This window comes from Rhodococcus sp. BP-316, assembly GCF_019836105.1.
Lineage (GTDB): Bacteria > Actinomycetota > Actinomycetes > Mycobacteriales > Mycobacteriaceae > Rhodococcoides.
In genome coordinates, this window is the sequence record NZ_JABUEE010000007.1 from 335,383 (window position 1) to 348,457 (window position 13,075).

Consider the following 13,075-nt stretch of genomic DNA (forward strand, 5'->3'; position numbering starts at 1 on the left):
CTGCGTGTCGTGACCTTCTCGCCCGCACCGATCCCGTCCTCCACCGCACCGCTCCGCGCCGCCGTCCGGTACGGCGTCATCGCCCTGCTCGGCCTCGCCGTGGTCGCCGCGATCATCGCGGTGCTCGTCGCCGGCCTCGAAGGTCTGTGGGGCGCGCTGCTCGGGTCCGCGGTCGGTGGTCTGTTCATCCTCGCCACCGCCGCATCCGTCCTGTTCTCGGCCAAGTTGCCGCCGACCGCGGTCGGGGCCGTCCTACTGGGCGGGTGGATCGTGAAGATGCTGATCGCGGTGATCGTGCTGGGACTGCTGCGGGGGATGGACTTCTACAACCGCCCGACACTGGGCATCGTGGTGCTCGCGTCCCTGGTCATCGTCCTGGGTGCCGAGATGTACGGCATCTTCCGGCAGCGTGTTCCGTACGTCGATTCTCCCGCGGGCGACCCCGACTCGGACGTTCAGTAGTACGACATTTTGTAGTAGTGTCGTCCGCGGAGCGACCCCCGACACAACTCAGCGTGTTGTGTTGATAAAGTTCCTTTCGAGCGAGGGCTTACCGGGCGTAACGGACACATCGCGCCGCCCGGAACCGTCTTTGCAGGTGATCGACGTCACCGAAGCTGTTTCTCGTAGTCCACGCCATGTGAGAGTGTGTACCGCGACGAAGCGTCCGTTTCGAGACGTCGCGTCACCGAGTCGACGAAGTCGCCGACACCCGACAGACGCGGGACCGTGAGCACGGTCCGACGCGGCTGACGACTACTCGAGCCGACCCGAGTCGACTTGTAGATCGTCCTAGCTCGATCGTGCCCGAATGCCATACGTCCGATCGAACCGTGGGTGTCCTTCGCCTGCGGCCGAACACGGGAGAGACCGCTGAGCGTCACCAACTTGGCCGCGGAGTTCCATCCGCCGTCACTGTCCGACTTTTTCCCACCGGCAATCCTGTTCGAGGGCACCCCGTTCGAGCTCGACCGGTTGATGCTCGTCCGCATCCTGATGACCGTCGTGCTGATCGCCTTCTTCGCACTGGCGATGCGCAGCCCGAAGATCGTGCCTCGCGGCATCCAGAACATCGGCGAGATCGCTCTCGGCTTCGTCAAGGACCAGATCGCGAACGAAGTTCTCGGCAAGGAGCAGGGCAAGCGTTTCCTGCCCGTCATCGCCACGATCTTCTTCGCCGTTCTGTTCCTGAACGTGTCGGGCATCATCCCGTTCATCAACATCTCGTCGAATGCCCGAGTGGGCATGCCGATCGTGTTGGCGGCCCTCGCGTACATCGTCTTCAACTACGTCGGCATCAAGAAGTACGGGTTCTTCAAGTACGTGAAGAGCAGCATCGTGGTTCCGGGTGTGCCGATCGCGATGCACGTGCTGCTGATCCCCATCGAGTTCATCTCGACCTTCATCCTGCGGCCGTTCACGCTGACCGTGCGACTCATGGCCAACATGCTCGCCGGCCACATCATGCTGGTGCTGTTCTTCAGCGCGACGCAGTTCTTCTTCTTCGAGGCCGCTGCGGGCATGAAGGTGTTCGGCATCTTCTCTCTCGTGGCCGGCTTCGGCTTCACTCTGTTCGAGATGCTCGTCATCTTCCTGCAGGCCTACGTGTTCGCGCTGCTGACGGCGGTCTACATCGACCTCGCCCTGCACGCAGACTCGCACTGACCATCCGAACCACCAGCCACCTGACAGAACCTGACCCGCTGCCGTCCGGTCGTGGGCAACAGAAAGGGAACGAATCACAATGAGCCTCAGCTACCTCGCGCAGGAAGCCCAGGAAATCACCGGCAGCGGCTACGGAGCCATCGGCTACGGCCTCGCGGCCATCGGCCCCGGCATCGGTGTGGGCATCGTGGTCGGTAAGGCCATCGAGGGCATCGCGCGTCAGCCCGAGCTCGCCGGCCAGATCCGCACCAACATGTTCCTCGGCATCGCGTTCACCGAGGCCCTCGCGCTGATCGGCCTCGTCGCCGGCTTCGTCTTCGCCTGACATCGCCATGACGACGCCAATCGCAGTCCTCGCAGCAGCGGAAGGAGGAGAGGACGTCAATCCTCTCCTTCCCGCCACCTACGACATCGTCTGGTCTGCGATCTGCATCGCCGTCATCGGGTTCTTCTTCTGGAAGTACGTTCTTCCTCGTTTCCAGAAGGTGCTCTCCGACCGGTCCGAGCAGATCGAAGGCGGGATCAAGCGCGCCGAAGAGGCACAGGCCGAAGCCAAGGAGGCGCTCGAGCAGTACCGCGCCCAGTTGGCCGACGCACGCCAGGAAGCCGCCAAGATCCGTGAAGACGCACGCACCCAGGGTCAGCAGATCCTCGCGGAGATGAAGACCAGTGCACAGGCGGAGAGCGACCGCATCGTGGCCTCCGGTCACCAGCAGCTCGCGGCTCAGCGTCAGCAGATCGTCACCGAACTGCGTGCCGATCTGGGTCGTACGGCTGTCGAGCTGGCCGAGAAGGTCATCGGCGAGCAGCTGTCCGACGACGTCAAGCGTGCCGGCACGATCGATCGTTTCCTCGACGAACTCGATTCTGTCGGCGCAGATTCCGCTAGCGGGAAGTGAGCACCATGTACGCAGCGAGTCGTGAAGCCCTCGCCGAGGCCCGCACCGTCCTGACGGCCGAGCTCGATGCGGCGTCGGATGCGACGTCGGCTGCCGCCGGCGCCGGATCCGACCTCTTCGGGGTCGTGTCGGTGCTCGACGGACAGCGTCCACTGCGCGCCGCACTCGCGGACGCGTCGGCTGCTCCGGACGCGCGACGCGCGCTCGCGGGCCGCCTGTTCGACGGCAAGATCGGTGCAGCGGCCACCGCCGCACTGCAGGCCGCCGTCGCACAGAACTGGTCGTCGGCCCGTGACCTCACCGACTCGCTCGTACTCCTGGGCCGTGAGGCACTTCTGCGCGCGGCGCAGGACCAGGATCAGTTGGGCACCGTGGAGGACGAGCTGTTCCGTCTCGGCCGCATCATCGCCGGCGATCCTGCCCTCGAGCAGGCGCTGTCCGATCGAAGCAAGCCCGCCGAGGCGTCGGGATCGCTCCTGTCGACGTTGCTCTACGGCAAGGTCACCGCGATCACCGAGGCCCTGGCGATCCAGGCCGTCGGCCGACTGAAGGGTGCTGCACCGGCATCCGTGTTCGGCGAATTGTCCGCACTCGCGGCCACTCGTCGTGACAAGGAGGTCGCTCACGTCCGCAGCAGCACCGAGCTGAGCGACGATCAGATCTCTCGGCTCACGTCCAGGCTGGAAGGTATCTACGGCAAGTCCGTGACCGTCCACGTGGAGGTGGACCGGGAACTGCTGAGCGGACTGGTCGTCCGTGTCGGCGACGAGGTCATCGACGGCAGTGGTGCGGGTCGTCTCGCCTCCCTGAGGAAGTCGCTCCGGTGAGCGGTACGCATCGCAGCACCCGAGTTCTGTAGCAAGCCCAGTTCGGTAACAAGCCCCACCCCGCGTTTCGGACGTCGACCGCACAGCCGGTCCGGCCACGAAACACCAGACAGTGAGAGCAGGAAAACATGGCGGAGTTGACGATCTCCTCCGACGAGATCCGTAGCGCGATCGAGAGCTACACAGCGAACTACGCACCGGAGTCCTCTCGTGAAGAGGTCGGTCTGGTGTCCGACACGAGCGATGGAATCGCTCACGTGACGGGCCTCCCGTCCGCGATGTCGAACGAGCTGCTGGAGTTCCCCGGCGGCATCCTCGGCGTGGCACTGAACCTCGACGACCGTGAGATCGGTGCCGTCATCCTCGGTGACTACGAGCACATCGAGGAAGGCCAGGAAGTCAAGCGCACCGGCGAGGTCCTCTCGGTCCCCGTCGGCGACAACTTCCTCGGACGCGTCATCGACCCGCTGGGCAAGCCCATCGACGGTCTCGGTGACATCGAGTCGAACGAACAGCGTGTCCTGGAGCTCCAGGCGGCATCGGTGCTCGAGCGCCAGCCCGTCGAGGAGCCCCTCGCGACCGGCATCACCGCCATCGACGCCCTGACGGCCATCGGCCGCGGCCAGCGTCAGCTGATCATCGGCGACCGCAAGACGGGCAAGACCGCCGTCTGCGTCGACGCCATCATCAACCAGAAGGCCAACTGGGAGACCGGCGACGCCGACAAGCAGGTGCGCTGCATCTACGTCGCCATCGGCCAGAAGGGTTCGACCATCGCGGGCGTCAAGTCCGCTCTGGACGAGCACGGCGCCATGGAATACACGACCATCGTCGCCGCTCCCGCGTCCGACTCGGCCGGCTTCAAGTGGCTCGCCCCGTACACCGGTTCGGCCCTCGGCCAGCACTGGATGTACCAGGGCAAGCACGTCCTCATCGTGTTCGACGACCTGACCAAGCAGGCCGAGGCATACCGCACCATCTCGCTGCTGCTGCGTCGCCCGCCGGGCCGCGAGGCGTACCCCGGTGACGTCTTCTACCTGCACTCCCGTCTGCTCGAGCGGTGCGCGAAGCTGTCCGACGAGCTCGGTGGCGGTTCGATGACGGGTCTGCCGCTGATCGAGACCAAGGCCAACGACATCTCGGCCTTCATCCCGACCAACGTCATCTCCATCACCGACGGCCAGGTCTTCCTCGAGTCGGACCTCTTCAACAAGGGTGTCCGTCCCGCCATCAACGTCGGTACCTCGGTGTCCCGAGTCGGTGGCGCGGCGCAGACCAAGGGTCTGAAGAAGGTTGCCGGTTCGCTCCGTCTGGAGATGGCTCAGTTCCGCGAGCTGGAGGCGTTCTCCGCCTTCGCGTCCGACCTCGACGCCGCGTCCAAGGCGCAGCTCGAGCGCGGTGCCCGCTGGGTCGAGCTGCTCAAGCAGGACCAGTACACCCCGGTGTCCGTCGAGGACCAGATCGTCTCGATCTACCTCGTCGACGCCGGCTACTACGACACGGTCCCGGTCGAGGACGTTCGTCGCTTCAACCGCGAGCTCCTCGAGGATCTGCACCGCAACGCGTCGAGCGCCTACGAGGCGATCGCCGGCGGCAAGGTTCTCAAGGACGAGGCCGCCGACGCGATCACGAAGGCGACCGACGAGTTCAAGCAGGGCTTCCTGACGTCCTCGGGCGAGCGGATCGTCAACGAGGCAGAGGCCGACGCGCTCGACAAGGGCGACGTCGACCAGGAGAAGGTCACCGTCACTCGCAAGACTGTCAGCAAGTGATGAGCGGACCCGTGGCACGTCGAACAGGGAGTGAGGTGACAGATGCCCAGCATTCGTGAGCTGCGCTCCCGGATCAGGTCGACCAACTCGATCAAGAAGATCACCAAGGCGCAGGAACTGATCGCGACCTCGCGCATCACCAAGGCGCAGGCCCGCGTCGAGGCGTCGAAGCCGTACGCCACCGAGATCACCAAGGTGCTCTCGGCGTTGGCCAGTGCCTCGGGTTCGCTGGACCATCCGCTGCTCACCGAGCGTGCGGAGCCCAAGCGGGCCGCCGTGCTCGTCGTGACCAGCGACTCGGGTCAGTGTGGTGGCTACAACTCCAACATCCTTCGTGAGGCCGAGGAGCTCCAGCAGCTCCTCAAGTCCGAGGGCAAGGAGCCGGTCATCTACGTTCTGGGCCGAAAGGGCCTGACGTACTACACGTTCCGTGATCGCGACGTCAAGGGCGCGTGGACGGGCTTCTCACAGCAGCCGGCGTACACCGATGCCGCGAAGGCCGCCAAGCACCTCGTCCAGCTGTTCATGGCGGGGTCCGGCGAGGAGATCGAGGCACCGAACGGCGAGGGCACGGTCGAGGGTGTGGACGAACTCCACATCGTCTACACCACCTTCGTGTCGATGCTGTCGCTCAAGCCGACGGTGCGCCGCATGGCTCCTCTGGAGATCGACTACGACGACGAGGAGATCGAGCTGGGTGCAGACATGCTCAGCGACTCGCCGTCGTCGAAGGAGGTCACCGCGCAGTACGACTTCGAGCCGGAGGCGGACACGCTGTTGTCCGCGCTGCTCCCGAAGTACGTGAGCACCCGCATCTACGCCGCACTGCTCGACGCGGCGGCATCCGAGTCGGCCGCTCGTCGCACCGCGATGAAGGCCGCCACGGACAATGCCAACGATCTGGTCAATGCCCTGTCACGCCAGGCCAACCAGGCACGCCAGGCTCAGATCACCCAGGAAATCAGCGAGATCGTCGGCGGCGTCGACGCGCTTGCCGCGAGCTCAGGAAGAGACTGAACATGACCGCAGCAGTAACCGATAGCACGGGTTCCGGCGCCAAGTCGTCCGAGAACGGGCGCGTCGTGCGCGTCATCGGTCCCGTCGTCGACATCGAGTTCCCCCGTGGATCCATCCCCGCGCTGTTCAACGCGCTGAACGCAGAGATCGAGCTGAAGGCCGTCGCCAAGACGCTGACGCTCGAGGTCGCACAGCACCTCGGAGACAACCTCGTGCGCACCGTGTCGATGCAGCCCACCGACGGCCTCGTCCGCGGCACCCCCGTCGTCGACTCCGGCAAGCCGATCTCGGTTCCCGTCGGTGACGTCGTCAAGGGCCACGTGTTCAACGCCCTCGGCGACTGCCTGGACAGCCCCGGACTCGGCCGTGACGGCGAGCAGTGGGGCATCCACCGCAAGCCCCCGGCCTTCGATCAGCTCGAGGGCAAGACCGAGATCCTCGAGACCGGCATCAAGGTCATCGACCTCCTGACCCCGTACGTCAAGGGCGGAAAGATCGGTCTGTTCGGCGGCGCAGGCGTCGGCAAGACCGTGCTCATCCAGGAGATGATCACCCGTATCGCACGTGAGTTCTCCGGCACGTCGGTGTTCGCCGGCGTCGGTGAGCGCACGCGTGAGGGCACCGACCTCCACCTCGAGATGGAGGAGATGGGCGTTCTGCAGGACACCGCCCTGGTGTTCGGTCAGATGGACGAGCCGCCGGGCACGCGTATGCGCGTCGCCCTCTCGGCTCTCACCATGGCCGAGTACTTCCGCGACGTGCAGAACCAGGACGTGTTGCTCTTCATCGACAACATCTTCCGGTTCACGCAGGCAGGCTCCGAGGTCTCCACTCTCCTCGGCCGCATGCCGTCCGCCGTGGGCTACCAGCCCACCCTCGCCGACGAGATGGGTGAGCTCCAGGAGCGCATCACCTCGACGCGTGGTCGTTCCATCACGTCTCTGCAGGCCATCTACGTGCCCGCCGACGACTACACCGACCCCGCACCGGCGACGACCTTCGCCCACCTCGATGCCACCACCGAGCTGTCGCGTCCGATCTCGCAGAAGGGCATCTACCCCGCTGTCGATCCGCTGACGTCCACCTCGCGCATCCTGGAGGCGTCGATCGTCGGAGACGAGCACTTCCGCGTCGCCAACGAGGTCAAGCGCATCCTGCAGAAGTACAAGGAGCTGCAGGACATCATCGCCATCCTCGGTATGGACGAGCTGTCCGAGGAGGACAAGGTCACGGTCTCCCGTGCCCGTCGTCTGGAGAAGTTCCTCGGCCAGAACTTCATCGTCGCCGAGAAGTTCACCGGTGAAGAGGGTTCGGTCGTGTCGCTGGCCGACACCATCGAGGCGTTCGACAAGGTCACCAAGGGCGAGTACGACCACCTTCCCGAGCAGGCCTTCAACAGCTGCGGTGGACTCGACGACGTCGAGGCCGCAGCCAAGAAGATCTCCGGAAAGTAGTCCGAGATGGCTGAGATGGACGTCGAACTGGTCGCAGTCGAGGAACGCCTGTGGTCGGGAACGGCCACGCTGGTCAGCGCTCAGACCACCGAGGGCGAGATCGGCATCATGGCCGGACACGAGCCGGTTCTCGGTCAGTTGATCGAGGGCGGCACCGTGGCCATCACGACGGGCGACGGTGAACGGCGCGTCGCCGCCGTGCACGGTGGTTTCCTGTCGGTCACCGGCCGGACCGTCACCATCCTCGCCGAGTCCGCCGAGTTCGCGGAGGACATCGACGTCGAGGCTGCGCGGTCCGTGCTGTCCGAGGGCTCCGACGACGAGGAGGCGCTCGCGATCGCACGCGGGCGTGTCCGCGCGGTCGAGCGGGCCTAGGTACACGAGAAGAAGCCGCGGCGGGTTCCGAAGAGATGACGTCTTGGATGACAGTGCTTGTCGTTCTGGTCGTGCTGCTCGGAGGGCTCGCCGCGGCTTTTCTGTATCGGTTGGTGCTTCTCCGCCGCGGGGGCACTGCCGTGATCCTGCGCAGTCTTCCCGCCGCGGCGGGAAGTGGGTGGCGTCACGGCATCGTCCGCTACGGCGAGAACGTGCTCGTGTTCTACAAGCTCTCGAGTCTGCGTCCGGGTCCGGACCGCCGCATGATCCGCCAGACTCTGATCCAGGGCGAGCGGCGCAGTCCGCAGAGCTCCGAGTTCGACATCATGAGTGACGAGACCGCGATCGTCGAACTCGACGCGGGGGACCGCCGCTACGAGATCGCCATGGAGCGTGGCCCGTTCACTGCATTCACGTCGTGGCTCGAGTCGAGGCCGTCCGACCGGTCGCAGCGCAACATGCCGGGCAGCGGCCCGGCCTGACACCTCGCTCGCTCGGGCCCGTGGTCAGTCGCGCGAATGCTCGCCGCCCGGCTTCCACAGGACGTCGCCGTCCGGGTTGGTGACCCGCCCGAGAATGAACAGCAGATCCGACAGTCGGTTGAGATAGGTCGCCGGCAGCGGCCCCGTCGTCTCGGGATGTGCCTCGACAGCGGCCCACGCTGCCCGCTCCGCCCGTCGCGCGACGGTGCGCGCCTGGTGTAGAAACGCGGAAGCAGCCGTCCCGCCCGGAAGGACGAAGGAGGTCAGCGGCGCGAGAGTGTCGTTGAACTCGTCGCACCACGTCTCGAGCCGCGTGACGTACTCCGGCGTGACTCGCAGCGGTGGGTACTTCGGGTTCTCCTGGATGGGAGTCGACAGGTCGGCTCCGGCATCGAACAGATCGTTCTGGATCCGGCGCAACACCGTCGCCACGCCCTCGGGCGGTGATCCGACCGCCAACACCAGTCCCAGAGCAGCGTTCAGTTCGTCGCACTCCGCGTAGGCCACGACCCTCGGGTCGTTCTTCGAGACGCGGGAGAAGTCGCTGAGACCCGTCGTCCCGTCGTCGCCGGTACGGGTGTAGATCGAGGTCAGGTGAACCGCCATGGATCAACCCTACTGGCAGTCGGCCGATGCTCTGATCGACGACCGATGCCTCTACTGTTGACGTCGTGAGTGAACGTTTCCTGGTCACCGGCGGTAGTCGTCTCTCCGGCGACGTGTCGGTCGGTGGGGCGAAGAACAGCGTGCTGAAGTTGATGGCCGCGGCGCTGCTCGCCGAGGGCACGACCACCCTCACCAACTGCCCCGACATTCTCGATGTCCCCCTCATGGCCGACGTTCTCCGTGGGCTGGGGTGCGACGTCGAACTCGAGGGGGATGCCGTGCGCATCACCACCCCCGCAGAGCCGAAGTATCACGCCGACTTCGCGGCGGTACGCCAGTTCCGTGCGTCGGTGTGCGTCCTGGGACCGCTGGTCGCGCGGTGTCGCAAGGCCGTGGTGGCACTGCCCGGCGGCGACGCCATCGGCTCGCGTCCGCTCGACATGCACCAGTCGGGTCTCCGCCTGCTCGGCGCGCACAGCGAGATCGAGCACGGGTGTGTGGTCGCGACAGCGGAGAAGCTGCACGGCGCGACGATCCGGCTGGCCTTCCCGTCCGTGGGCGCGACCGAGAACATCCTGATGGCGGCGGTGCTGGCCGACGGCGAGACCGTGATCGACAACGCTGCCCGCGAGCCGGACATCGCCGATCTGTGCGCGATGCTGAACAAGATGGGTGCTCGCGTCGAGGGTGCCGGAACTCCGACGCTGACCATCATCGGTGTCCCCAGCCTGAAGCCCACCGAACACCGCGTCATCGGTGATCGCATCGTGGCCGCGACGTGGGGCATCGCCGCGGCGATGACCTGTGGCGACGTCACGGTGTCGGGGGTCAATCCCAAGCACCTCACCCTTGTGCTCAACAAGCTGAAGGCGGCCGGCAGCACCGTCACCCTGCGCCCGGACGGATTCCGCGTCGTGCAGGAGGAACGACCGGTGGCCGTCAACTTCGCCACGCTCCCGTTCCCCGGGTTCCCGACAGACCTGCAGCCCATGGCGATCGGCCTCGCCTCGGTGGCCAACGGCACGTCGATGATCACCGAGAACGTCTTCGAGGCCCGGTTCCGCTTCGTCGAGGAGATGATCCGGCTCGGTGCCGACGCGCGAACGGACGGCCACCACGCGGTGGTCCGCGGAGTGTCGCGGCTGTCGAGTGCACCGGTCTGGTCCTCGGACATCCGCGCGGGCGCCGGTCTCGTGCTCGCCGGCCTCGTGGCCGACGGCACAACCGAGGTGCACGACGTTTATCACATCGACCGCGGTTACCCGCGGTTCGTCGAGCAGCTGCAGGATCTCGGCGGAGACATCGAACGCGTGCAGTGACGCTCGCGGCGCTGCACGTCAGTCGCGGTGGCGTCGGAGTTCGTCGACCAGAACGGTGAGTGCCGTTCGGAGCTCCGTGTCGGTCAGTCGGCCGTAGCCGATCACCAACCCGCCCACGTCGGTGTGCGATCGAGTGGACAGCGCGACGGTCGGTACCTCGATTCCGCGGTGTGCTGCGCCGCGGGCGACCGCCTCCGCTCGTCTCGGCGACAGGACGAGTGTCGTGTGCATACCCGCGCCCAGGCCACGGAGTTCGCCGAACGGCGACAGCGAATCCCTTACTGCCGCATCGCGATCGCGGTAGCGCCGCCGCGCCGCTCGCACCGTGCGATCCCACTCGCCGTCGTCGAGCAGTGACGTCATCGCCGAGCACAGGGGTGTCGACGGGAAGTCGCCCGTGGCCAGGCGGTGGTCGAGTACCGGCCGGACGAGGTGCGACGGCAGCACCATCCACCCGAGTCGCACGCCTGCGCCCAGGGTCTTGGCGATGGTGCCGAGGTAGACGACGCGATCCGGATCAAGGTGCGCCAAGGCGGGGAGCGGCGCGACGTCGTAGCGGTACTCGGAGTCGTAGTCGTCCTCCACGACGACGGTGTCGGTGCTCTGCGCATGGGCGATGAGAGCGGCACGACGTCCCACGTCGAGGGTTCCGCCGGTGGGGTACTGGTGAGACGGTGTCACGTACACGGCGCGTGTGGTCTCGGGCGTGGACGCGAGCGTGTCGACCCTCATGCCGCCGGCATCCACGGGGACGTCGTACAGGTCCCAGCCCATCGCGATCGCCGCCGACGCCGCAGTCCGATATCCCGGATCCTCCATCGCCAGAACAGGTCTCGGTTCCGGACGGTCCGCGCGCATCGCCGCGAGTGCCAGAGTCAGCCCATGGGTGGCACCCGTCGTCACGACCACGCGATCGGGATCGACGCTCATTCCGCGCGCACGGCCGAGCAGCGAACACACGCTGCGGCGAAGACGGACGGGCCCCGCCGGATCGGGGTAACCGTGGGGAGCGGGCTCCGTGCCGGCGATGCGCCACGCCCGCCGCCATGCCGCGGTCGCCGAGGGCGGTGTCCAGGGGATGCCCGGTCGAAGCGCGAGCGTGGGGGGAGCGCTGTCCGCCTCTGCGCGTGGACGCGCGTCGGACACGGCGGCGGTAGTCGGTGTGACGGACCGCAGGTCGGGGGAGACGAACGTGCCGGATCCGGCGCGGCCCTCGATCCACCCCTCTGCGGCGAGCTGGTCGAAGGCCTGATCGGCGACGCCGCGGGAGACCGACAGCTCTGCGGCCAGCGATCGGGTCGACGGGAGACGATCGCCGGCGACCAGAAGTCCGTCGACGATGGCGGTGCGTAGTGCGTCGGCGATCTGCAACGGGAGTGGACGCGTCGAGGATCGGTCCACGGAGAGTGGTAACGCGTGTGAGGCCATGACGTCGATGCCTTCCCGCTGGTGGAAGTGGTCCAGCCGAACAGTATCGAAGTGGACCGTGACGGCGGACCACTGTGATCCGCACACTGATTCGCATGACGATGCACGATGCGCATGGCCGGCGGCCCGACACCTCGCCGACGGCGACAGCTCTGTCTCCGACACCCCGAACGACGTTGCGACGCAACCGAGCTCGCGCCCAGGCGGATCGCGCTGCTCTGACGGACGTGCTCGACGCCGCACAGCTCTGTCACCTCGGAGTGGTGGTGCAGGGAAGTCCCCTCGTCGTCCCGACTGCGTTCGCCTACGACCTGGACGGTCCCGATGCCGAAGGGACGTTGTACCTCCACGGCTCGGTGGCCGCGACGACCCTGGGCGCTCCCGGTGACGTCTGCGTGAGCATCACGGTGCTGGACGGGCTGGTGCTGGCGCGCTCCGCGTTCCATCACTCGATGAACTACCGGAGTGCCGTGGTGCGGGGGACACCCCGTGTCGTGGACGACGAGGGCGAGCGCGCCGTCGCACTCGATCTCATCGTGAACAAGCTGGTCCCCGGCCGGACCGATGTGGTCAGGGCCAACACTCGCAAGGAGCTGGCCGCGACTCGCGTGGTGGCACTGCCGCTGTACGAGGCGTCGGTGAAGGCACGGTCGGGCGGACCGAACGACGACGAGGGGGACATCGCCGCCGGGGGAGTGTGGGCCGGCGTCCTCCCGTTGACGACGCAGGTCGGCGAACCCGTCCCGGCGCCCGATCTGGACGAGATCGGCGCGGCATCCCCACCGATGTGAGCGGCGTCATAGTCGGGCTGTCGCTCCAGGGTGAGCGGGCGCGGGCCCCGACATACGCGTTGACCTGGGCCGACGCCGCGTGGACCGCGGAACACCTGCCGATTTGCATGGAGCGGTCCGCAGGCGTAACTTTCTTCGAGTCAGAGCGACACGGACACCGACCGAAGGCCTTACGGGGCTGGGCGAACGAGGTGGGACGGAGTCGCATGGCCGATCGGACAGAAAAGGTTCGTCTGCACCTCGTGTAGGCTGAGCGTACAGTCCAACTTCCTGATCAACGTGGTGCCTGGTGTTTGACTCGGGTGTTGCGGTGTGGTTAGGCTGGAACGGTTGCCCCGGATCCTCCTGCTTCGTGTGGGTGGTGGTGGTGTGTGCGTGTTCTTTGAGAACTCAACAGTGTGTCGATGAATGTCAGTGCCAATATTTTGTTTTGGTTTGCT

The 13,075-nt window shown here is 66.4% G+C and carries 14 protein-coding genes; 12 read left to right on the forward strand and 2 right to left on the reverse strand.

Going from position 1 to position 13,075, the window contains the following annotated elements; all coding sequences use genetic code 11:
* From HQ312_RS15855 to HQ312_RS15900, 10 genes are all read left to right on the forward strand, one after another.
* Nucleotides 1-462: a hypothetical protein gene (locus tag HQ312_RS15855; protein ID WP_197027871.1), complete on the forward strand. Its 462-nt coding sequence runs from the start codon at nucleotides 1-3 to the stop codon at nucleotides 460-462.
* A gap of 477 nt (nucleotides 463-939) precedes the next feature.
* On the forward strand, nucleotides 940-1,665 hold the full coding sequence (gene atpB, locus HQ312_RS15860) for a F0F1 ATP synthase subunit A (RefSeq protein ID WP_374197686.1): 726 nt from the start codon (nucleotides 940-942) through the stop codon (nucleotides 1,663-1,665).
* A gap of 79 nt (nucleotides 1,666-1,744) precedes the next feature.
* Complete coding sequence (locus HQ312_RS15865; protein ID WP_204868635.1) at nucleotides 1,745-1,990, forward strand: ATP synthase F0 subunit C; 246 nt, start codon at nucleotides 1,745-1,747, stop codon at nucleotides 1,988-1,990.
* 7 nt (nucleotides 1,991-1,997) lie between these two features.
* On the forward strand, nucleotides 1,998-2,564 hold the full coding sequence (locus HQ312_RS15870) for a F0F1 ATP synthase subunit B (protein ID WP_204868634.1): 567 nt from the start codon (nucleotides 1,998-2,000) through the stop codon (nucleotides 2,562-2,564).
* The gene (locus HQ312_RS15875) at nucleotides 2,561-3,391 is read left to right on the forward strand and encodes a F0F1 ATP synthase subunit delta (RefSeq protein ID WP_200933823.1); all 831 of its coding nucleotides are present in this window, start codon (nucleotides 2,561-2,563) and stop codon (nucleotides 3,389-3,391) included. Before HQ312_RS15870 ends, HQ312_RS15875 begins: the two co-directional genes overlap by 4 nt.
* A 128-nt stretch (nucleotides 3,392-3,519) precedes the next feature.
* A complete protein-coding gene (gene atpA, locus HQ312_RS15880) occupies nucleotides 3,520-5,163 on the forward strand; it encodes a F0F1 ATP synthase subunit alpha (RefSeq protein ID WP_027507217.1) in 1,644 nt (547 codons plus the stop codon).
* Between the two features lie 42 nt (nucleotides 5,164-5,205).
* A complete protein-coding gene (locus HQ312_RS15885) occupies nucleotides 5,206-6,180 on the forward strand; it encodes a F0F1 ATP synthase subunit gamma (RefSeq protein ID WP_027507216.1) in 975 nt (324 codons plus the stop codon).
* Between the two features lie 2 nt (nucleotides 6,181-6,182).
* Entirely contained in the window at nucleotides 6,183-7,634 is a 1,452-nt protein-coding gene (gene atpD / locus HQ312_RS15890) for a F0F1 ATP synthase subunit beta (RefSeq protein ID WP_027507215.1), read from the forward strand.
* A 6-nt stretch (nucleotides 7,635-7,640) separates the two neighbouring features.
* Entirely contained in the window at nucleotides 7,641-8,009 is a 369-nt protein-coding gene (locus tag HQ312_RS15895) for a F0F1 ATP synthase subunit epsilon (RefSeq protein WP_027507214.1), read from the forward strand.
* 47 nt (nucleotides 8,010-8,056) lie between these two features.
* Complete coding sequence (locus HQ312_RS15900; RefSeq protein ID WP_231476479.1) at nucleotides 8,057-8,491, forward strand: DUF2550 domain-containing protein; 435 nt, start codon at nucleotides 8,057-8,059, stop codon at nucleotides 8,489-8,491.
* 24 nt (nucleotides 8,492-8,515) lie between these two features.
* On the opposite strand, the gene HQ312_RS15905 is transcribed toward HQ312_RS15900, so the two are convergent.
* On the reverse strand, nucleotides 8,516-9,097 hold the full coding sequence (locus HQ312_RS15905; protein ID WP_222639182.1) for a cob(I)yrinic acid a,c-diamide adenosyltransferase: 582 nt from the start codon (nucleotides 9,095-9,097) through the stop codon (nucleotides 8,516-8,518).
* Nucleotides 9,098-9,162: 65 nt separating this feature from the next.
* Between HQ312_RS15905 and murA the strand changes: the two genes are divergently transcribed.
* Nucleotides 9,163-10,416, forward strand: a complete 1,254-nt coding sequence (murA, locus tag HQ312_RS15910; protein ID WP_027507211.1) for a UDP-N-acetylglucosamine 1-carboxyvinyltransferase — start codon at nucleotides 9,163-9,165, stop codon at nucleotides 10,414-10,416.
* A gap of 18 nt (nucleotides 10,417-10,434) precedes the next feature.
* Here murA and HQ312_RS15915 read toward each other — a convergent pair whose 3' ends face one another.
* Nucleotides 10,435-11,844 (reverse strand): PLP-dependent aminotransferase family protein, encoded by a 1,410-nt coding sequence (locus HQ312_RS15915; protein WP_222639183.1) that lies wholly within the window; start codon nucleotides 11,842-11,844, stop codon nucleotides 10,435-10,437.
* Between the two features lie 95 nt (nucleotides 11,845-11,939).
* Between HQ312_RS15915 and HQ312_RS15920 the strand changes: the two genes are divergently transcribed.
* On the forward strand, nucleotides 11,940-12,635 hold the full coding sequence (locus HQ312_RS15920) for a pyridoxamine 5'-phosphate oxidase family protein (RefSeq protein ID WP_261782350.1): 696 nt from the start codon (nucleotides 11,940-11,942) through the stop codon (nucleotides 12,633-12,635).
* Nucleotides 12,636-13,075 lie beyond the last annotated feature (440 nt).